2 protein-coding genes are annotated in these 23404 nt (G+C 74.8%); both read left to right on the forward strand.

Annotation, left to right across the window (positions count from 1 at the left end; genetic code table 11):
* The first annotated feature begins 32 nt into the window (after nucleotides 1-32).
* Nucleotides 33-16940: a type I polyketide synthase gene (locus tag AB0389_RS32645; protein WP_366399156.1), complete on the forward strand. Its 16908-nt coding sequence runs from the start codon at nucleotides 33-35 to the stop codon at nucleotides 16938-16940.
* Nucleotides 16941-17015: 75 nt separating this feature from the next.
* Entirely contained in the window at nucleotides 17016-23396 is a 6381-nt protein-coding gene (locus AB0389_RS32650; protein ID WP_366399157.1) for a type I polyketide synthase, read from the forward strand.
* Nucleotides 23397-23404: the final 8 nt, after the last annotated feature.

The raw sequence follows: 23404 nt of genomic DNA on the forward strand, positions 1-23404 counted from the left end.
CTTCTCGCGCGAACGATCCGATGGAGCACACGATGAACGCCCCCACCCAGAACATCCCGCCCCAGGAGGCCCCCGCCGAGGGCGTCGTGGCGGCCCTGCGCGCCGCGATGAAGGAGACCGAGCGGCTGCGGCGCCAGAACAGGATGATCACCGCCGCCGCCAAGGAGCCCATCGCCGTCATCGGCATGGGCTGCCGCTTCCCCGGTGGCGTCACCTCGCCCGAGGGGCTCTGGGACCTCGTCGCCGCCGGCACCGACGCCATCTCCGGCTTCCCCACCGACCGGGGCTGGGACCTCGCCGCGCTGCGCGACAGCACCACCGACGCCCGCGACACCTCCGTCAGCAGGCAGGGCGGATTCGTGGACGGCGTCGCGGACTTCGACCCCGGCTTCTTCGGGATCTCCCCGCGCGAGGCCGTCACCATGGACCCGCAGCAGCGGCTGCTGCTGGAGACCGCCTGGGAGGCGATCGAACGCGCCGGTATCGACGCCGGCCGGCTGCGGGCCAGCCGTACCGGCGCGTTCATCGGCACCAACGGCCAGGACTACGCGTATCTGCTGATCCGGTCGCTGGACGACGCGACCGGCGATGTCGGCACCGGCATCGCCGCGAGCGCCGTATCGGGCCGGCTCGCCTACACACTCGGTCTTGAGGGACCCGCCGTCACCGTCGACACCGCGTGCTCGTCGTCGCTCGTCGCGCTGCACCTGGCCGTACAGGCGCTGCGCAACGACGAATGCGCCCTCGCCCTCGCCGGCGGTGTCAATGTGATGTCCACCCCCGGCTCCCTCATCGAGTTCAGCCGACAGGGCGGGTTGGCGGGCGACGGGCGCTGCAAGGCGTTCTCGGACGACGCCGACGGCACCGGCTGGTCCGAGGGCGCGGGCGTCCTCGTGCTGGAGCGGCTCTCGGACGCCCGGCGCCACGGTCACCCGGTCCTCGCCGTCGTGCGGGGCTCCGCCGTGAACCAGGACGGCGCGTCCAACGGCTTCACCGCGCCCAACGGCCCCGCGCAGCAAAGGGTGATCCGGCAGGCGCTCGCCAACGCCGGACTCACCCCCGCGGACATCGACGCGGTGGAGGCACACGGTACGGGCACCCCGCTCGGCGACCCCATCGAGGCGCAGAGCCTCATCGCCGGGTACGGGCAGGGCCGCGAACGGCCGCTGCTGCTCGGCTCCGTGAAGTCCAACATCGGTCACACGCAGGCCGCTTCGGGCGTGGCGGGCGTCATCAAGATGGTGCTGGCGATGCGGCACGGCGTGGCACCCCGCACCCTCCACGCACAGCGCCCCTCGTCCCACGTCGACTGGTCGGCGGGCCGGGTCGAACTGCTCACCGAGGCGCGGCCGTGGCCGGACACGGGGCGCCCGCGCCGGACCGGTGTCTCGTCGTTCGGCGTCAGCGGCACCAACGCGCACGTCATCATCGAACAGGCCCCCGCCGACGGGACGCCCGCCGAGGAGGCTCCCCTTCGGCGGGCGACCGCGCTGCCGTGGCTCGTGTCGGCCCGTACCGCCGAGGCACTGCGGGACCAAGTGCGTGCACTGCTGGCCCGGTTGGAGGGCGAGCCGGGGACCGCGTGCGCGTCGCGCCCGGTGGACATCGGGCTGTCCCTGGCCACCACACGGGCAAGCCTCGAACACCGCCTCGCCGTCGTCGTGGACGGCGACACGGACACGGACAGGGACGGCGACTGCGGTACGGAGGCGGCACGCGAAGTGCTGTCGGCCTGGCTGGAGAGCGGCGCGGCTCCGGGCGTGGCCGAGGGTGTCGCCACGGGCCGCGCCAAGTGCGCGCTGCTGTTCCCGGGGCAGGGCGCGCAGCGGCTCGGTATGGGGCGGGAGTTGTACGGGCGGTTCCCGGTGTTCGCGGCGGCGCTGGACGACGTACTCGCGGTGTTCGATGGCGGGTTGGAGCGGCCGTTGCGCGAGGTGATGTGGGGTGACGACGCCGAGGTGCTGAACGGCACGGGGATGGCGCAGCCCGCGCTGTTCGCGGTTGAGGTGGCGTTGTATCGGTTGGTGGAGTCGTGGGGTGTGGTACCTGATTTTGTGGTGGGGCATTCGGTGGGTGAGGTGGCTGCCGCGCATGTGGCGGGTGTGCTGTCGTTGGAGGATGCCTGCCGGCTGGTCGCCGCGCGTGCTTCGTTGATGGCCGCTCTGCCCGTCGGGGGTGCGATGGTGGCCGTACGGGCGACGGAGGAGGAGGTTCTGCCGCTGCTCACGGCCGGTGTGTCGGTGGCGGCGGTCAACGGGCCTGCGTCCGTGGTGGTTTCGGGCGGCGAGGAAGCTGTGATGGAGGTGGCCGGGCGGCTGTCGGCGGCCGGGCACCGGACCACCCGGCTTCGGGTCTCGCATGCCTTCCACTCGGCGGCGATGGACCCCATGCTCGACGAATTCCGCTCGGTGGTAAACGAGTTGGCGTTCGCAGAGCCGACGGTCGCCATGGTGTCCAACGTAACCGGCGCCATCGCCGGACCGGGCGAACTCGGCACGCCGGAGTACTGGGTACGGCATGTCCGCGAGGCCGTCCGATTCGGTGACGGGGTACGCGCCCTGGCCGACGAGGGCGTGGCGGCGTTCCTCGAACTCGGCCCGGACGGCACGCTCTGCGCGGCGGCGCAGGAGTCAGCCGCCGACGGCGCCCTGACCGTACCGCTGCTGCGCGGGGGACGTCCCGAGGAGCGGACCGCCGTCACCGCGCTCGCCCACCTGCATGTCCGGGGCGTACGTGTGGACTGGGCGGCCTTCTTCGCGGGCACCGGCGCCCGCCGGGTGGACCTGCCGACGTACGCCTTCCAGCGCGAGCGGTACTGGCCGAAGGCGACCTTCCGGCCGGCCGACGCCGCCGGGCTCGGTCTGACCTCGGCCGACCATCCGCTGCTCGGCGCCGCCATGTCCGTGGCCGGCTCCGACGATCTCCTGCTGACCGGCACACTCTCCCTGGCCACCCACCCCTGGCTGGCCGACCACGTCGTCGGCGGCATGGTCTTCTTCCCCGGCACCGGCTTCCTCGAACTCGCGGTCAGGGCCGCCGACCAGGCCGGCTGCGACCGGGTGGAGGAGCTCACCCTCGCCGCCCCGCTCATCCTGCCCCCCACCGGCTCGGTTCGGGTGCAGATCTCCGTCGGTGGCGCCGACGGCGAGGGCCGCCGCGAACTGCGCTTCTACACCCGGCCCGGCGACGCCCCGGCCGACGCGCCCGACGACGACTGGACCCTGCACGCCTCGGGCCGGATCGGCGGCGGCGAGCGGCCGATCCCGTTCGACGCGTCCGTCTGGCCGCCCCGGGGCGCGACCGTGGTAGACGTCGAGGGGCTGTACGACCGTTACGCGGCTACCGGACTGGAGTACGGTCCGGCCTTCCGGGGGCTGCGCGCGGTGTGGCGGCGCGGCGACGAGATCTTCGCCGAGGTCGCTCTCGGGCCCGGCGCCGACGACGCGGACGCCTACGGGGTGCACCCGGCGCTGCTCGACGCGGTCCTGCACAGCACGGTGTTCGTCAGCGCGGACGGCGACCGGCGGAGTCTGCTGCCGTTCGCGTGGAACGGGGTGTCCCTGCACGCCTCCGGCGCCACCACCTTGCGCGTACGGGTGACGAGCAGCGGCCCGGACGCGGTCCGGCTGGCGGCCGTCGACGCGCACGGCGCACCGGTGATCTCCGTCGAGTCGCTCGCCCTGCGGCCCGCCGGGCCCCCGTCCGCCGGGCCCGCCGGCCGTCGTGACGAGCGGGACGCGCTGTTCCGCGTGGAGTGGGTGCCTGTCGCCCCGGAGGCGCCCGCGCCCGGCCCCACCTGGGCGGTACTCGGTCCGGAAGGCCCTCCGGCGGATTCGCTGGCCGAGCTGCTGCCCCCGCACGCGCCGGGGCCGGTGCCGGACGTCGTGGTCGTCCCCTTTGTCGGGGACCCGGCGCGCGTCCCCGAGTCCGCCCATGAACTGGCCCGTCAGGCACTGGCGTTGGTGCGGGAGTGGCTGGGGGAGGAGCGGTTCGCGCGCTCGCTGCTGGTGTTCCTCACCCGGGGCGCAGCCGATGACGGCACCTCGGGCGTCAGCGATGTCGCCGCCGCCACCGTCTGGGGTCTCGTACGCTCCGCGCAGGCGGAGAACCCGGGCCGGTTCCTGCTGGTCGACACGGATGACAGGGAACCTGCGGCCGGTTCGGCGGGGGTGCCCCCGGGCGTGCTCCCGATGCTCCCGGGGCTGGTGGCCGCAGGCGAGCCCCAGGTCGTGGTCCGCGACGGCGCCCCGCGCGTCGGACGGCTCGCCCGCCTCGACTCCGGTACGGGGCTGGTGCCGCCGCCGGCCGGCCCGTGGCGGCTGGGCAGCCGGGCCAAGGGCAGCCTCGACGGGCTGACACTCGCGCCGTACCCCGAGGCGCTGGAGCCGCTGACCGGCCGGGACGTACGGATCGAGGTCCGCGCCGCCGGGGTCAACTTCCGGGATGTCCTCAACGCCCTCGGGATGTACCCGGGGGACGCGGGGCTCTTTGGCTCCGAAGCCGCCGGTGTGGTGGTCGCGACGGGCCCCGGGGCGACCACGCTGCGGGTCGGCGACCGGGTCATGGGCATGCTCTTCGGCGGCTTCGGGACCCACGCGGTGGGTGACGAACGGCGGCTGACGCCCGTACCCGAGGAGTGGTCGTGGGAGACAGCGGCCTCGATGCCACTCGTCCATCTGACGGCCTATCACGCGCTTGTCGAGCTGGCCGGGTTGAAGCGCGGCGAGAAGGTGCTGATCCATGCCGGCGCGGGCGGGGTGGGGATGGCCGCGATCCGGCTCGCGACCCATCTGGGGGCCGAGGTCTTTGCGACGGCGAGCGAGGGCAAGTGGGAGGTGCTGCGCGCACTGGGTGTGCCGGACGACCACATCGCCTCGTCCCGGACGACCGGCTTCGAGGCGGCGTTCGCACGGGTCGCCGGGGGCGGTGGGGATGGAGGCGATGGTGGGGACGGCGGGGATGAAGGCGACGGTGGGATCGATGTCGTACTGAACTCGCTGGCCGGTGAGTTCGTGGACGCCTCGCTGCGGCTGGTGCGGCCGGGCGGCAGGTTCCTGGAGATGGGCAAGACCGACATCCGTGAGCCCGCAGAGCTGCCCGACGGTCTCGACTACCGCCACTTCGACCTCGGTTGGGTGGATCCCGACGGCATCCAGCGCATGCTGCGCGCGCTGACGGAGCTGTTCGACACCGGGGTGCTGGAGCCGCTGCCCGTCCGATCGTGGGACGTCCGGCGGGCGCGCGACGCGTTCCGCTTCATGAGCCTGGCCCGGCACGTGGGCAAGATCGTGCTGACCGTCCCGAGAGCCTGGGACCCGGTGGGCACCGTACTCATCACCGGCGGTACGGGCGGCCTCGGCGGCGTCCTCGCCCGCCACTTGGTCGAGGCGCGCGGCGTACGGCGGCTTCTGCTTGCCTCCCGCCGGGGCCCTGCCGCGCCCGGTGCGTCCGAACTGGCCACCGAACTGCGCGCGTTGGGCGCGGACGTGACCGTCGCCGCCTGCGACACGGCGGACCGGGAGGCGCTGACCGGACTGCTCGACACCGTCCCGGCCGGGCACCCGCTGACCGCAGTCGTCCACACCGCCGGAGTCCTCGACGACGGGGTGATCGGCTCACTGACACCCGCGCGCCTCGACTCCGTACTGCGGCCGAAGGCCGACGCCGCCTGGCTGCTGCACGAACTGACCGGCGAACGCGGCCTCGACCTCGCCGCGTTCGTGCTGTACTCGTCGACCGCCGGGGTCATGGGCGGCCCGGGACAGGCCAACTACGCGGCGGGCAACACGTTCCTCGACGCGCTGGCCGCGCACCGGCGGGCGCGCGGACTCCCCGCGACCTCGCTCGCCTGGGGCGCCTGGGAACAGGGCGTGGGCATGACGAGCACACTGGGCGCCCACGACGCGCGCCGCGTCGGCGCCGCCTCCGGAACACCACTCCTGACCGTCGAGCGGGGACTGACGCTGTTCGACGCGGCGACGGTGAGCGACGAGCCGCTGATCGTCCCGCTCGACGCGGGAAGCGGCTCCCACGCGCCCGCCGGCGCCTCCGTCCCCGCCGGCGCCTCCGTCCCCGCCGGTGCTTCCGTCCCCGCCCTCCTCCGGGGACTCGTACGGACCGGACGGCGCACCGCGCGCGGCGCCGCCGCCGGGCTGTCCCGGGCCGACCTCGCCGCGCGGCTCGGCCCGCTCGGCGAGAGCGAGCGGCTGCGCCTGCTGACCGACCTCGTCCGTACTGAGGCGGCCGTAGTCCTCGCCCACACCTCACCCGAAGCCATGGCCGCCGAAAGGGAGTTCAGGCAGCTCGGCTTCGACTCACTGACGGCCGTGGAGCTGCGGAACCGGCTCGCCGGACCCACCGGGCTCACCCTGCCCGCCACCCTCGTCTTCGACTACCCGACCCCGGCCCGGCTCGCCGCCCACCTTCTCGGCGAACTGGTCGGCGCCGACCGGGCCGACGCCCTCACCCCGCCCGAGACGGCCGGCCCGGCGGGCCCCGCCGACGACCCGGTCGCGATCGTCGGCATGAGCTGCCGCTTCCCCGGCGGAATCACATCACCCGAAGGGCTCTGGGAGCTGGTCCTCGCCGGCGGCGACGCCATCTCCGGCTTCCCCGCCGACCGAGGCTGGGAGTCCGACGCCTCGATCGGCGCCGTCGGCGGCCAGGGCGGATTCCTGACGGACGTCGCCGGCTTCGACGCCGGATTCTTCGGCATCTCCCCGCGCGAGGCGCTCGCCATGGACCCGCAGCAGCGCGTCCTGCTGGAGGTCGCCTGGGAAGCCGCGGAACGGGCCGGCCTCGACCCGGACACACTGCGCGGCAGCCGCACCGGTGTGTTCGTCGGTGTCAGCGGCCAGGACTACGCGGGTCTCGTCATGCGCTCCCAGGACGACATGGCGGGCCACGCCACCACCGGCCTGGCCGTCAGCGTCGTGTCGGGCCGGCTGGCCTACGCCCTCGGCCTCGAAGGCCCGGCCATGTCCGTCGACACGGCGTGCTCGTCGTCGCTCGTGTCCCTGCACCTCGCCGCCCAGGCGCTGCGCGGCGGTGAGTGTGCGCTGGCGCTGGCCGGCGGGGTGACCGTGATGACCACCTCCGCCAACTTCGCCGGGTTCTCCCGGATGGGCGGCCTGGCCGGCGACGGGCGCTGCAAGGCGTTCTCGGACGCGGCCGACGGCACGGGCTGGTCCGAGGGCGCGGCGGTCCTCGTACTGGAACGCCTCTCGGACGCCCGGCGCAACGGCCACTCCGTCCTCGCCGTCGTGCGGGGCTCAGCCGTCAACCAGGATGGCGCGTCCAACGGGCTCACCGCGCCCAACGGCCCGGCACAGCAGCGGGTGATCCGGCAGGCACTGGCCAACGCCGGACTGACGGCGTCGGAGGTCGACGCGGTGGAGGCACACGGTACGGGCACCCCGCTCGGCGACCCCATCGAGGCGCAGGCGCTGCTCGCCACGTACGGCCAGGAGCGCGCGGCGGACCGGCCGCTGCTGCTGGGCTCCGTCAAGTCCAACCTCGGCCACACACAGGCCGCGGCGGGTGCGGCCGGACTCGTCAAGATGGTGATGGCGCTGCGCCACGGCACCCTGCCGCGCACCCTGCATCTGACCGAGCCTTCGTCGCACGTGGACTGGACGGCGGGCGCGGTGGAACTGCTGGCCGACACCACCGCATGGCCGGAGACCGGGCGCGCCCGGCGTGCGGGAGTGTCGTCGTTCGGCATCAGTGGCACCAACGCGCATGTGGTGCTGGAGCAGGCGGATTCGACCGAACCGATGGATACATCCGATACGGCGGATTCGGCTGTGGGAACAGGGCAGTTGGCGTCGGGCGCGACATCTGGCGTGGTGCCCTGGCCGGTGTCGGCGAAGAGCGAGGCCGCGCTGGACGGACAGCTCGCCCGGCTCCGGGCCCACGCCGGGGCGCGTGGCGATGACGACTCCGCGACGGACATCGGATTCTCGCTGGCGACCGGACGGGCGCTCTTCGAGCACCGGGCCGTCCTGCTCGCGACCGGCGACGGTGACGCCGACACTCCCGAGATCGCCCGGGGCCTGGCGACCGAGCGCACTTCGGCGGTGCTGTTCGCGGGCCAGGGCGCGCAGCGGCTGGGGATGGGGCGGGAGCTGTACGGCCGGTTCCCGGTGTTCACGGCGGCGCTGGACTCGGTATTCGCTCTGTTCGAGGGCGAGTTGGGGCGGCCGTTGCGCGAGGTGATGTGGGGTGATGACGCCGAGGTGCTTGATCACACCGGGTGTGCGCAGCCCGCGTTGTTCGCGGTTGAGGTGGCGTTGTATCGGTTGGTGGAGTCGTGGGGTGTGGTACCTGATTTTGTGGTGGGGCATTCGGTGGGTGAGGTGGCTGCCGCGCATGTGGCGGGTGTGTTGTCGTTGGAGGATGCCTGTCGGCTGGTCGCCGCGCGTGCTTCGTTGATGGCCGCTCTGCCCGTCGGGGGTGCGATGGTGGCCGTACGGGCGACGGAGGAGGAGGTTCTGCCGCTGCTCACGACCGGTGTGTCGGTGGCGGCGCTCAACGGCCCCTCGTCCGTGGTGATCTCGGGCGCCGACGACGAGGTCAACGCGGTCGCGGACCGGCTGACGGACCGGGGCAGGAGAACACATCGGCTGCGGGTCTCCCACGCGTTCCACTCGCCCCTCATGGATCCGATGCTCGACGCCTTCCACACGGTGGCCGCCACCCTGACGTACCGGGAACCCCGGATCCCCGTGATGTCGACCCTGACGGGCCGGCTCGCGACCGGCGACGAGCTGTGCTCGCCCCGCTACTGGGCACGGCAGGTCCGCGAGGCCGTCCGGTTCGGTGACGGGGTACGCGCCCTGGCCGACGAGGGCGTGACGGTGTTCCTGGAACTCGGCCCGGACGGCACGCTCTGCGCGGCGGCGGGGGAGTCGGCCGGCGGCGCCGCCGTAACCGTACCGGCGCTGCGCGGGGACCGGGCCGAGGAGCGGTCCGTCGTCACCGCCCTCGCCGAACTCCATGTCCGGGGCGTGCGCGTCGACTGGCCGGCGTTCTTCGCGGGCACCGGCGCCCGGCGGGTGGACCTGCCGACGTACGCCTTCCAGCACGAGCGGTACTGGCCCGAGGTGGCCGCGCCCGGACCGGGCGACGGTACGGACCCGGTCGACGCCGAGTTCTGGGCGGCCGTGGCGCGCGCGGACGTGCGGTCCCTGACTGCGGCCGGTCTGGTGGTGGACGGCGACGCGCTCGGCGCCGTACTCCCCGCCCTGTCGTCGTGGCGGACCCGCCGCAAGGACCGTACGGCGATGGACGCCTGGCGCTACCGGGCGACCTGGCAGCCGCTGACCACCGCGCCCGCTCCGGCCGTCCTCGCGGGGGTGTGGCTGGTCGTGGCCCCCGCGCGCGGTGTCGCCGACGCCTGGGTGACCGGACTGATCGCGGCGCTCGGCCCGGCCGCGCACCGCGTCGACCTCGACGGACCGGACTCCGTCGCGGGCACACTCGCCGCCCGGCTGGCGGCTGAGGTCACGTATGCCTCCTCCGCGTCCGTACCGGAGGTCACGTATGCCTCCTCCGCGTCCGTACCGGAGGTGACCGGTGTGCTGTCGCTGCTCGCGCTGGACCAGTCGGCGGGACCCGGCGGGGTGCCCACCGGACTGCTGGACACGGCCGCGCTCACGGCTGCCCTCGGGGACGCGGGCATCGACGCGCCGCTCTGGTCCCTCACCCGGGGCGCGGTCGCGGTCGCGGTCCCGGTTCCGGTCCCCGTCCCGCTGTCGGCCTCCGCCGGACGGGCCGACAGGCCGGTACCGCTTCCCGTCCCGGCTCAGGCCGCCGTATGGGGCTTCGGGCGCGTTGCCGCGCTGGAACACCCCCGGCGGTGGGGCGGACTGGTCGACCTCCCGGGGGAGTGGGACGAGGGGCTGCCGGACGCGGGAGCACCGGACGAACGGGTGGTGCGGCGGCTGATCGGTGTGCTGTCCGGCGGTGGCGACGAGGACCAGGTCGCCGTCCGCGCGTCCGGGGTGTACGGCCGCCGCATGGTGCCCGCGCCCGACACGGACAACGCAGGCGGCCTCCCGGAACGGTGGCGGCCGACCGGCACCGTCGTTATCACCGGCGGTACGGGCGGTCTCGGCGCGGACCTCGCGCGCGGGCTGGCCCGTGCGGGCGCGCCCCGGCTCGTCCTGCTCAGCGGGCGCGGACCCAGGGCGGCCGACGCGCCCGGCTCGCCCGGCTCGCCCGACGCGGCCGCGCTGCTCGCCGAGCTGACCGCACTCGGCGCCGAGGCCACCGTCACCGCCTGCGACATCGCCGACCGCGACCAACTGGCCCGCGTACTCAAGGCCGTTCCCGAGGACTGCCCGCTGACGGGAGTGGTGCACGCGGCGGGGGACCACGACCCGCTCCCGGCGACCGGACCGGGCACGGGAGCCACGACCGGACGCCCGACCGGAGCCGCCGATGCTGACGCCGATGCCTCCGTCGAGCGCTTCGCGACGGTGTTCCGCTTGACCGTCGCCCCCGCCCTGCTCCTCGACGAACTGACCCACGGCCTCGATCTCGCCGTCTTCGCCCTGTGCTCGTCGGTCGCGGGCTCCGTGGGTGCCCTCGGCCAGGCCCCGCACGCCGCCGCAGGGGCGGCCCTCGACGCACTGGCCGAGCGGCGTCGGGCGCGCGGCCTGCCCGCGACCTCCGTCGCCTGGGGCGGCCGGGGCAGCGGTGGCAGCAGTGGCAGCAGTGGCAGTGGCAGTGGCAGTGGCAGTGGTGGCACAGGCGGCAGCCAGGCCGGGGCGGCAGCCGTCCTCGACCCCGCGCTCGCCGTCTCCGCCCTCCTGCGCCTCGCCGTGGAGCCCGCGCCCACCACTGTCTTCGCCGACCTCCAGCAGCCCCGGCTGCTGAGCGCCGTACTGAGCCTGCGGCCCAGCCCGCTGCTCGGTGAACTGCCGGCGGCCAGAGAGGCGTTGAAGGAGATCCGGGCGGCTCGCCGGGAGAGCGCGCCCGCCGCCTCGGCGCTGCGGGAACGGCTGGCCGGCGCGACCGGCACCGAGGGCGCGGCGCTGCTGCTGGCCCTCGTCCGTACCGAGTCCGCCGCGGTCCTCGGCCACCCGGACGCCACACCGATCAGGGCCGACAAGGCGTTCAGCGACGTCGGATTCGACTCGCTGACGGCGGTGGAGCTGAGCCGGCGGCTGCGCGCGCTGACCGGTCTGGAGCTGCCCGCCAGCCTCGTCTTCGACTACCCCACCCCGACGGCGCTCGCCGGCCATCTGCTGGCCGAACTGCTGGGGGCCGCACCCGGTGACGACCGTACGGAAGCCGGCGCCACAAGCACAGCGGACACCGCGGCCGGCACCACGGACGCCGTGCGCGACGCGGCGGACGACCCGGTCGTCATCGTCGGTATGGCCTGCCGCTTCCCCGGCGGTGTGCGGTCCCCCGAGGACCTGTGGCGGATGCTGACCGAGGGCCGCGACGGCATCGCAGCGTTCCCCACCGACCGGGGCTGGGACCTCGACGCGCTCGTCGGCGAAGGACCGGGCCGCAGCGCCACCACCGAGGGCGGATTCCTCTACGACGCACCGGACTTCGACCCCGCCTTCTTCGGGATCTCCCCGCGCGAGGCCCTCGCGATGGACCCCCAGCAGCGGCTGCTGCTGGAGACCTCGTGGGAGGCCGTCGAGCGGACCGGGACCGACCCCGTGTCGCTGCGCTCCAGCCGGACCGGTGTCTTCATCGGCACCAACGGGCAGGACTACGCCAACCTGATCATGCGGGCCAGGGAGGACGTGGAAGGCCACGCGGGCACCGGGCTCGCCGCCAGTGTCATTTCCGGCCGGCTCTCCTACTCCTTCGGCTTCGAGGGGCCGGCCGTCACCGTGGACACGGCCTGCTCCTCCTCACTGGTCGCCCTGCACTGGGCCGCGCAGGCGCTGCGCGCCGGTGAGTGCTCCATGGCTCTGGTCGGCGGGGTCACCGTCATGACGACCTCGACCAGCTACGCCGGCTTCTCCCGGATGGGCGGCCTCGCCCCCGACGGCCGCTGCAAGGCGTTCTCCGACTCGGCCGACGGCACCGGCTGGTCGGAGGGCGTGGGCGTCGTTGTCGTCGAACGGCTCTCCGAGGCCCGTCGGCAGGGCCACGAAGTGCTCGCGGTGCTGCGCGGCTCCGCCGTCAACCAGGACGGCGCGTCGAACGGGCTCACCGCGCCCAACGGCCCCTCCCAGCAACGGGTCATCCGGCAGGCACTCGACGGCGCCGGACTGACCCCGGCCGACGTGGACGCGGTCGAGGCGCACGGCACCGGCACCCTGCTCGGCGACCCGATCGAGGCACAGGCGCTGCTCGCCACGTACGGCAGGGACCGCGACCCGGAGCGGCCCCTGCTGCTCGGCTCCCTGAAGTCGAACATCGGCCACACCCAGGCGGCGGCCGGGATCGCCGGGGTCATGAAGACGGTCCTGGCGCTCCGCAACGGCGTCCTGCCCCGCACCCTCCATGTCACCGAGCCCTCCACCCGCATCAACTGGTCCGCCGGGGCAGTCGAGTTGCTCACCGAACCGCAGGACTGGCCGGACACCGGCCGGGCCCGCCGGGCCGCCGTGTCGTCCTTCGGTATGAGCGGAACGAACGCACACGTCATCCTGGAACAGGCGCCCCCGGCCGAGCCGTTGGCGGCCCACACCGACGCCCGCGCCCCCGAGGTGACACCCGCAGTCCTGCCATGGCCGGTATCGGCCAGGAGTGAAGTTGCGCTGGACGGCCAGCTGGACCGGCTGCGGTCCTTCACCGCGGCCCGGCCCGAACTCGCACCGGCCGACGTCGGGTTCTCGCTGGTCACCGGCCGTTCGCTCTTCGAGCACCGTGCCGTACTGACACCGTCCGCCGACGGCGGGCTCCGGGAGATCGCCCGGGGCGTGGCGGACGAGCGGCCCCTGGCGGTCCTCTTCTCCGGCCAGGGCTCGCAGCGGCTCGGGATGGGCCGCGAACTGTACGCGCGCTTCCCGGTGTTCGCCGACGCGCTCGACTCCGTACTCGCTCTGCTGGACGACGGGTCCGGCCTCCGGCAGCCGCTGCGCGAGGTGATCTGGGGCGGTGACGCCGAGGCCCTGAACCGTACGGAGGTCACCCAGCCGGCGCTGTTCGCGGTCGAGGTGGCGCTGTACCGCCTGGTGGAATCCTGGGGTGTCACACCGGACTTCGTGGCCGGGCACTCCGTCGGGGAGATCACGGCCGCCCATGTCGCCGGCGTGTTCCCGCTCGCGGACGCGGCCCGGCTGGTCGCCGCCCGCGCCCGCCTGATGGCCGCGCTGCCGCCCGGCGGCGCCATGGTCGCGGTCGGGGCCACCGAGGACGAGGCACGGGCCGTGCTCTCCGACCGGGTGGCGATCGCCGCCGTCAACGGGCCTGCGGCAGTGGTGCTTTCGGGCGACGAGGAGCCCGTGCTGCGCGCCGCCGCCCGACTGGCGGCCGACGGGCACCGGACGACCCGGCTCGCGGTGAGCCACGCGTTCCACTCGCCGCTGATGGAACCCATGCTGGCGGAGTTCCGTGCCGTCGCCGGCACACTGGCGTACGCGGCGCCCCGTATCCCGGTCGTCTCCCACCTCACCGGCCGGCTCGCGACGGCCGGTGAACTGGGCACCGCCGACCACTGGGTACGCCATGTCCGCGAGGCGGTCCGCTTCGCTGACGGTGTGCGGACCCTGGCCGACGCAGGCGTCGGGACCTTCCTGGAGCTGGGCCCGGACGGTGTGCTCGCCGCCCTGGTCCGGGCCACCGCGCCGGACGACACCGTGGTCGTCCCCGTACTCCGCAAGGACCGCTCCGAGGAGCTGACCGCCGTCACCGCCCTCGCCCATCTGCATGTGCAGGGTGTGCCGGTCGACTGGACGGCCGTACTTACCGGGACGGGCGCGCGCCGGGTGGAGCTGCCCACGTACGCGTTCCAGCGCGAGCGCTTCTGGCCGGCGCCGACCGCGCCCAACGCCCCGGGCGACCCCGCAGGACTCGGTCTGGTGGCCGCCGGGCATCCGCTGCTGGGCGCGGCGGTGCCGGTGGCAGGCGGCGACGAGGTGATGCTGACCGGCCGGCTCTCGCTCCCGTCCCACCCCTGGCTTGCCGATCACCGGGTGGGCGGCAGGACCGTCCTGCCCGCCTCGGTCTTCGCCGAACTGGCCGTCCGCGCAGGCGACGAGGCGGGCCTCGGCCTGATCGAGGAGCTGACGGTCACCACGGAGCTGACCGTGCCCCGGCGCGGCGCGGTCCGGCTCCAGGTACGTATCGGGGCGCCCGACGGCGCGGGCCGCCGCGCCCTGACGGTGTACGGACGCGCCGAGGCGGGCGGCGACCTGCCGTGGACCGCGCACGCCACCGCCGTACTCGCCGACGCGACCACTGACGGATCAGCCGTGCCGGAAGCGGAGTTCGACACGGCGGTGTGGCCGCCGGCCGGCGCCGTACCCCTGGACCTGGCCAATTCCGCCGAGCGGCTCGCCGCCCTCGGTCTTGACCTCGGGCCGGTGTTCCGGGGGCCCGGGGCGGCCTGGTCGCGGGACGGCGCGGTGTACGCCGAGATCGAGCTGGCCGAAGAGGCCCGCATGGACGGGGACTTCGGCATCCACCCGGCGCTGCTGGACGCCGCCGTCCGGACGGCCGGGCTGCTGGACGACGAGGACCCGCTGCCCGGCGGGACCACCCCGGCCGTCTGGCGCGGACTGATCCTGCACGCGAGCGCAGCCACGGCCCTGCGGGTACGGCTGACCCCGGCCGGCGCGGACACCGTGGCCCTGGCGGCGGCCGACGAGAACGGCTCGCCCGTGCTCTCGGTGCGCTCCCTGACCCCGAAGTCCCTCTTCCGCCAGGACTCCGGGAGTGTGAGTGAGGCGAGCGAGGAGGGCGAGAAGGGCGAGGAGGGCGAAGTCACCGAGAGGGCACTGCTGTTCGGCCTCGACTGGGTCACCCCCGCCACCACCTCCGCCGCCCCCACCCCCGCTGTGCTCCGTGGCGTGCGCTGGGCGGTCATCGGCCCCGATGCCGCCGGTGTGGCCCGTGTGCTGGACCCGGTCGACGGCCTCACCGTCGTACGGGCCGGCTCGCTCGCCGCACTCCTCGACGCTCCGGGCCCGGTGCCCGACACCGTTCTCGTTCCAGTGTTCAGCGCGCCGGGCGACACCCGGTCCGTCCCCGACACCGTCCGCGACATGACGGCCGGGGCGCTCGATCTGCTGCACGGGTGGGCGGCCGACCCGCGCACCGGTGGCGCCCGGCTGGTCTTCGTCACCCGGGGTGCCGTCGCCGCCGGCGACGAGGCCGTGCCCGATCCGGCCGCCGCCGCCGTGTGGGGGCTGGTGCGCTCCGCCCAGTCCGAGAACCCCGGCACCTTCCTCCTGCTGGACCTCGACGAACCGGCCGCCCTCGGCCTCGCCGCCTCCGCCCTGCCGGGGCTCCTCGACGCGGGGGAGACCCAGGCCGCGGTGCGGGGCGGCGCCGTACGCGTGGCCCGGCTGGCCCGGCTGGCCCGGCTGGCGGAATCGGACGCGGCAGCGCAACCGGACACGGACCGGGAAACGGACACGGGAACCTCGAAGTCCGTTGTCCAGAACGGGGGTTGGGATCCCGACGGCACCGTCCTGATCACCGGCGGCACCGGCGGCCTCGGCGGTGTGCTCGCCCGCCACCTCGTCGCCGAGCACGGGATCACCCGCCTGTTGCTCGCCGGCCGGCGCGGCGCGGACGCCCCCGGCGCCGCCGCGCTCCGCGCCGAACTCGCGGGCCTGGGCGCCGAGGTGACCCTCGCAGCCTGCGACGTATCCGACCGTACGGCGCTGGACGCGCTCCTCGCGACCGTACCGGCCGGGCATCCGCTGACCGCCGTGGTGCACACCGCGGGCACCCTGGAGGACGCCACGATCGGCTCCCTCACCCACGGGCAGCTCGACCGCGTCCTGAGGCCGAAGGCGTACGCCGCCTGGCATCTGCACGAGGCGACCCGGGGCCTCGGCCTCGCCGCGTTCGTCCTGTACTCCTCGGTCTCCGGCATCACCGGCGGTCCGGGTCAGGGCAACTACGCCGCCGCCAACACCTTCCTGGACGCCCTGGCCGGGCACCGCGCGGGGCTCGGCCTGCCCGCGCTCTCGCTGGCCTGGGGCCCCTGGGCACAGGGCGGCGGCATGACCAGCGCGCTGACCGCCGCCGACATGGAGCGGATGGCCCGCTCGGGGATGCCCCCGCTCTCGGTGGCGCAGGGCCTCGCGCTGTTCGACGCAGCGACCGTACGGGACGAAGCCCTGGTGGCGGCCATCCGGGTCACCACCGGCGCGGCCACGGACACCCCGCGCGCGGTGGACGAGGTGCCCGCCATCCTGCGCGCGCTGGTCCGCACCCGGCGCCGCACGGCGGGCGCGGGCAACCGCAGGGCCGGGCTGACCGGGCGGCTCGCCGGGCTCGGCGAGAGCGAACGCGTACGGCTGCTGACGGAGCTGGTACGGACCGAGGCCGCCGCAGTCCTGGGCCACACCACCCCCGGAGCGGTCCCGGCCGACCGCGACTTCAGCGGGCTCGGCTTCGACTCGCTGATGGCGGTGGAGGCCCGCACCCGGATCACCGCGCGGACGGGCGTACGGCTGCCCGCCACGCTCGTCTTCGACCACCCCACCCCGGTCGCCGTCGCCCGGCACCTCGCGGCCACGCTGCTCGGCGACGAGGCGCCGGGGGCGGGCACATCACCGCTCGCCGAACTCGACCGGCTGGAGGCGGCGCTCGCCGGGGACGCGCTCGACGAGGTCACCCGCACCGGTGTGGCCGGCCGGCTGCGTCTGCTGCTCGCCCGCTGGGACACGGCGGGACCCGGCACGGAGAGGAACGGCGCGCACGCGGTGAGCGAGCGCATCGAGGCCGCGAGCGCCGACGAGGTCTTCGCCTTCATCGACAACGAGCTGGGCCGGTCGGCCGGCGCCTGACCGGCCCCCGCCCCTTCGCCGGACCCGTTCGTACACGAAACCCCCCACGCCACACCCCAGGAAGGTGCACCGACGATGCCGGACGAGACGAAGCCGGACGAGACGAAGCCGGGCGAGACGAAGCCGGGCGAGACGAAGCCGGGCGAGCAGGCGGCCGATCAAAAGAGGCCGGACGAAAGGAAGTTGGTCGACTATCTGAAGTGGGTCACGGCCGACCTCCACCAGACGCGGCAGCGGCTCAGAGAAGCCGAGTCCGGCCGTCAGGAACCGGTCGCGATCATCGGCATGGGCTGCCGCCTCCCCGGCGGGATCCGGACCCCGGAGGACTTCTGGGAGCTGCTCGCCACCGGTCGCGGCGCGATCTCCGGCTTCCCCGCCGACCGGGGCTGGGACCTGGCCGCCCTCGCCGGCGAAGGACCCGGCCGCAGCGCCACCCAGGAGGGTGGATTCCTCTACGACGCACCGGACTTCGACCCCGGATTCTTCGGTATCTCCCCGCGCGAGGCGGTGGCGATGGACCCGCAGCAGCGGCTGCTGCTCGAAGTCGCCTGGGAGACCGTCGAGCGGGCCGGCCTCGACCCCGCCGCCCTGCGCGGCGGCAGGACCGGTGTGTTCGTCGGCACCAACTCCCAGGACTACGCGCATCTCGTACTGGCCGCCCAGGACGACATGGGCGGATACGCGGCCAACGGGCTCGCGGCGAGCGTCCTGTCGGGCCGGCTGTCCTTCGTACTCGGCCTGGAGGGGCCCTCGGTGACGCTCGACACCGCGTGCTCCTCGTCGCTGGTGGCCCTGCACCTCGCCGCCCAGGCCGTACGGAACGGGGAGTGCCCGCTCGCGCTCGCGGGCGGTGTCACCGTGATGACCACCCCGGCGAGTTTCGCCGGATTCACCGTGCAGGGCGGCCTCGCCCCCGACGGCCGCTGCAAGGCGTTCTCCGCCACCGCCGACGGCACGGCCTGGTCCGAGGGCGCCGGTCTGCTGCTCGTAGAACGGCTGTCGGACGCCCGTCGCAACGGCCACGAGGTGCTGGCCGTCCTGCGCGGCTCCGCCGTCAACCAGGACGGCGCGTCCAACGGGTTGAGCGCCCCCAACGGGCCCGCGCAGCAGCGCGTCATCCGCCAGGCCCTGGCCGTCGCCGGGCTCTCCCCGGCCGATGTCGACGCGGTGGAGGCACACGGTACGGGCACCACCCTCGGCGACCCGATCGAGGCAGGGGCGCTGCTCGCCGCGTACGGACACGACCGCGAGCCGGGCCGCCCGCTGTGGCTGGGCTCCGTAAAGTCGAACATCGGCCACACGCAGGCGGCGGCCGGTGTCGCGGGCGTGATGAAGATGGTCCTGGCGCTGCGGAACGGTGTGCTGCCCCAGACGCTCCATGTGGACGCGCCGTCCGCGCACGTCGAGTGGCGTGCCGGCGCCGTCAGCCTGCTCACGAAGCCCGTCGAGTGGCCGCAGGGCGACCGGGTGCGGCGCGCCGGGGTGTCGTCGTTCGGGATCAGCGGCACCAACGCGCACGTACTCGTCGAGCAGGCGCCGCCGTGGGAGCCGGCCGCCGAGGAGGCTCAGGGGGCCGTATCCGCCCCGGCGGTCGTCCCGAACGCCGTGCCATGGCCCGTGTCCGCCAGGGACGGGGCGGCGCTCGACGCCCAGCTGGACCGGGTCCGTACCTTCGCGGCGGCGCGCGGCCACACCCCCCTGGACGTCGGCCACTCGCTCGCCACGACCCGCTCCGCCTTCGGGCACCGGGCGGTGCTGCTCGCCGAGGGCGGCGAGGGCCCCCAGGGCGCGGAGGTCCGCGAAGTGGCGCGAGGCATCGCGGACGCCACCGCGGACGAGGGCCCGCTCGCGGTGCTGCTCTCCGGGCAGGGCGCCCAACGGCTGGGTATGGGAAGGGAGTTGTACGGGCGATTCGCCGTCTTCGCCGAGGCCTTCGACTCCGTACTCGCCCACCTGGACACCGTGGATACGGCCGACACGCCGACTCTGCGCGAGGTGATCTGGGGTGACGACGCCGGTGCGCTGAACGACACCGGCCGTACCCAGCCCGCGCTGTTCGCGGTCGAGGTGGCGCTGTACCGCCTGGTGGAATCCTGGGGCGTCGTACCGGACTTCCTCGCCGGCCACTCGGTCGGCGAGATCGCCGCCGCGCACCTCGCCGGGGTGTTCACCCTGGCGGACGCCTGCCGGCTGGTGGCCGCGCGGGCCCGGCTGATGCGCGGCCTGCCCGCCGGCGGAGCCATGGTCGCCGTACGGGCGGCCGAGGACGAGATCACCCCGCTGCTGACGGACCGGACGTCGCTCGCCGCGGTCAACGGCCCGGACCTGGTGGTCGTCTCCGGCGACGAGGACGCAGTCCTGGCGCTCGCCCGGCGCTTCGAGGAGCGGGGGCGCAGGACCACGCGGCTGCCGGTCAGCCATGCCTTCCACTCGCCGCTGATGGAACCGATGATGGACGAATTCCGCTCGGTGGTCGGCGAGTTGAGGTTCGAGCGGCCCACGCTGCCGGTCCTCTCCCTCGTGACCGGCGCGCTCGCGACCGACGAGGAGCTGTGCTCCGCCGACTACTGGGTCCGCCATGTCCGCGCGACCGTACGGTTCGGCGACGGACTGCGGACCCTCGCCGAGCGCGGGGTGCGGACCTTCCTGGAGCTGGGCCCCGACGGGGTGCTCTCCGCACTCGTACCGGAGACCCTCCAGGACCCGGCCGTCACCGCGCTGCCCCTCCTGCGCAAGGACCGGCCCGAGGAGACCGAGGCCCTCACCGCGCTCGCCGGGCTGTACGCGCGCGGCGCCTCGGTCGACTGGGCCGCGCTGTTCACCGGCACAGGCGCACGCCGGGTGGAGCTGCCGACGTATCCGTTCCAGCGTGAGCGGTACTGGCCCACGGTGCGCCGGGCCACCGGCGACGCGGCCGGTCTTGGCGTGACGCCGACCGGGCATCCGCTGCTCGGAGCAGCCGTCACGGTGGCGGGGACGGACGAGACCGTCCTCACCGGACAGCTCTCGGCCGCGTCGCATCCCTGGCTCGCGGACCACCGGACCGACGGCCGGATCATGCTGCCGGGCGCGGCCTTCGCGGAGCTGGCGATCCACGCCGGGGACCGGTCGGGCGGCGACCGGATCGACGAACTGACCCTGCTCACCCCCCTCGCGCTGCCCGAGCGCGGCGCGGTCACCCTCCAGGTGCGGGTGGGCGCGGCGGACGCGTCGGGGCGCCGCTCGCTGACCGTGCACGCCCGCCCCGCCGACGGCTCCGAGTGGACGCAGCATGCCCGGGGCGTGCTGGTCCGCGACGAGGAGAACTCCGACGCGGGCACCGGCGCGGTCCTCGATGCCGCCGTCTGGCCGCCGGAGGGCGCCGCTCCCGTACCGCTGGACGCGCTGTACGCACCGCTCACCGACGCCGGCCTCACGTACGGCCCCGCCCTCCGCGGCCTGACGGGCGTCTGGCGGCGCGCGGGCGAGGTGTTCGCCGAGGCCACCCTGCCGGCCCCGGCGGGGGACACCTCCGCGTACGGGATCCACCCGGCCCTCCTCGACGCCGCGCTGCGGGCGGCGGGCGCGCACATCACCGACGGGCCACCGGCGGCCCTCGTCCCCGTGGAGTGGCGCGGACTCACCCTGCACGCGGCGGCGGCCTCCTCGCTGCGGGTGCGGATCACCGGGGCCGGCTCCGACGGCGTCACGGTGACCGCCGTCGACCCGGCGGGCGCGCCGGTCCTCTCCGCCGACTCCGTGCTGTTCGCCCCGGTCTCCGGACAGCCGGCGCCGGCGCCGTACGCGGGCGACGGCGAACAGGGCGCGCTCTTCGCCCTCGACTGGCTGCCCGTCACCGCGTCCGCCCCCGTGGTGGGCACCCGCTGGGCGGTCGTCGGCGTCGACGAACTCGACCTGGGGTACGCCCTGCACCGCGCCGACGAAACCGTCAGCGCCTACGCCGCCACGCTCACCGGCGCGCTCGGCGACAGCGGAGTGGCACCCGACGTCCTCCTTGCCCCCGTCGTCGGCGACCCCGGGAAGGACACGCCCGACGCGGTGCTCGCCCTCACCTCGTGGGTGCTCGGCCTGCTCCAGGAGTGGCTGTCCGACGCCCGGTTCGCCGCGTCCCGGCTGGTCTTCGTCACCCGCGGCGCCGTCGCCGTGGACGGCGAGGACGTACGGGACCTGGCCGCCGCTGCCGCCCGGGGCCTCGTCCGCGCCGCGCAGTCGGAGACCCCGGGCTCATTCCTGCTCGTCGACATGGACGACGCGTTCCTGTCGGCGGGCGTGCTGCCGGGGCTCCTCGCCCTCGACGAACAGCAGCTGGTCGTACGGTCGAACGGCGTCCGGGCCGCGCGGCTGACCCGGCCGGCCGCCGAGTCGGCTGAGCCGGCTGAGAACGCCCAGCCGACTGATGCCGCCGAGCCCGCCGATACCGCCGAGCCCGTCGGTCCGGTGGAGGGCACTTCGGCGGCAGCCCCCTGGGACCCGGCGGGCACCGTACTGATCACCGGCGGCACCGGCGGTCTCGGCGCGCTGCTCGCCCGGCATCTGGTGGCCCGGCACGGCGTACGGCATCTGCTGCTTGCGAGCCGGCGCGGTCCCGACGCGCCCGGCGCCGCCGGCCTTCTGGCCGCGCTGGCCGAGGGAGGCGCGACCGCCTCGGCGGTGGCCTGCGACATCGGCGACCGCGACGCGGTGGCCGCACTGCTGGCGGGCGTCCCCGACGGGCATCCGCTGACCGCCGTGGTGCACACCGCCGGAGTGCTGGACGACGCGCTCATCGGCTCGCTCACGCCCGGCTCGCTGGAACGCGTCCTGCGGCCCAAGGCCGACGGCGCCTGGTATCTGCACGAGGCGACCCGTGACCTCGGCCTGTCGGCCTTCCTGCTGTACTCGTCCGTCTCCGGCATCGTGGGCAGCCCGGGACAGGGCAACTACGCCGCTGCCAACGCCTGCCTCGACGCCCTCGCCCGGCACCGGACGAGCCGGGGACTGCCCGCGCTCTCGCTCGCCTGGGGCCCCTGGGCGAGCGGCGACGGAATGACCGGGCACCTCAGCGGCGCCGACGCGGAACGGATCTCCCGGGCCGGTCTGCCGCCACTCTCCGCCGACCGGGGCCTGGCGCTCTTCGACGCGGCCCTCGCCCGTACAGGCGCGACGGCAGCTCCGACCGTCGTCCCGACCGCGCTCCAGGTGTCCGCGCTCCGGGACCAGCAGGCGCTGCCGGCCCTCTGGCGGGAGCTGGTGCCCCGTACCCGCCGCTCCGCCGGTGGCGCCGACCGCTCTCCGGTCACCCTGCGCGAACGGCTGCGGCGCCTCGGCGAGGCCGAACAGGACGCGTTCCTCACCGAGTTGGTGGTCGGCTACGCCGCCGCCCTGCTCGGCCACCGCGACCCGGGCGCCGTCGACCCGCGCCGTGGGTTCCTGGAGCTGGGCTTCGACTCGCTGGTCTCCGTCGGGCTGCGCAACCAGCTCGGCGAGGCGCTCGGGCTGCGGCTGCCGACCTCGATGGTCTTCGACCACGAGACCCCCGCGAAGCTCGCCCGCCGGCTGCGCGGCGAACTCGCCGGACACCTCGCACCCGGCTCACCGGACGGCACGGCGGTCACCGGGGTCCGGACGGCCGCGCGGGATACGGACGAGACGCTGGTGGGCCTGTTCCACAGCGCAGTCACGGGCGGGAAGCTCGTCGAGGCCATGCGCATGCTCAAGGCCGTCGCCAACACCCGGCCCACCTTCGAGACCCCCGCCGACCTGGAGGAACTGTCGGCGCCCGTGGTGCTGGCCGAGGGCCCCGGCCTGCCGAGGCTGGTGTTCGTCAGCGCGCCGGGCGCCACCGGCGGCGTCCACCAGTACGCCCGTATCGCCGCCCACTTCCGCGGCAGGCGCCATGTCTCCGCGCTGCCGCTGATGGGCTTCGCCCCCGGCGAGCCGCTGCCCGCCACGAGCACGGCCGCCGCCCGCGTCGTCGCGGAGAGCGCCCTGCACGCCAGCGACGGCGAACCCTTCGTACTGGCGGGACACTCGACGGGCGGCTCGCTCGCCTATCTCGCCGCCGGCGTGCTGGAGGACACCTGGGGCGTCACACCCGAGGCGGTCGTCCTGCTGGACACCGCGAGCATCCGCTACAGCAGCGGCGAGAACAACGACCTCGACCGTACGACCCGCTTCTACCTGGCCGACATCGACTCCCCGTCGGTCACACTCAACAGCGCCAGGATGTCCGCGATGGCCCACTGGTTCATGGCGATGACCGACATCGAGGCACCGCCCCCCACCGCACCCACCCTCCTGGTGCGGTGCGCGCGGTCGCTCGACGGCTTCCGCTTCGACACCTCCGCCGTTCCCGCGGACGACATCCGCGACATCGAGGCCGACCATCTGTCCCTCGCCAAGGAGCACTCGGCCCTGACGGCGCGGACGATCGAGGAGTGGCTCGGTGAGCGCTTCGGCGACGGCTGCCACCCGTAGCACCACCA

Source organism: Streptomyces sp. NPDC093109 (assembly GCF_040701725.1).
Taxonomy (GTDB): Bacteria; Actinomycetota; Actinomycetes; order Streptomycetales; family Streptomycetaceae; genus Streptomyces.

Bases quoted from the DNA above. Each gene is read 5' to 3' on its own strand.
- AB0389_RS32650 (WP_366399157.1), top strand. From the start codon at position 17,016: ATGCCGGACGAGACGAAGCCGGACGAGACGAAGCCGGGCGAGACGAAG.
- AB0389_RS32645 (WP_366399156.1), top strand. From the start codon at position 33: ATGAACGCCCCCACCCAGAACATCCCGCCCCAGGAGGCCCCCGCCGAG.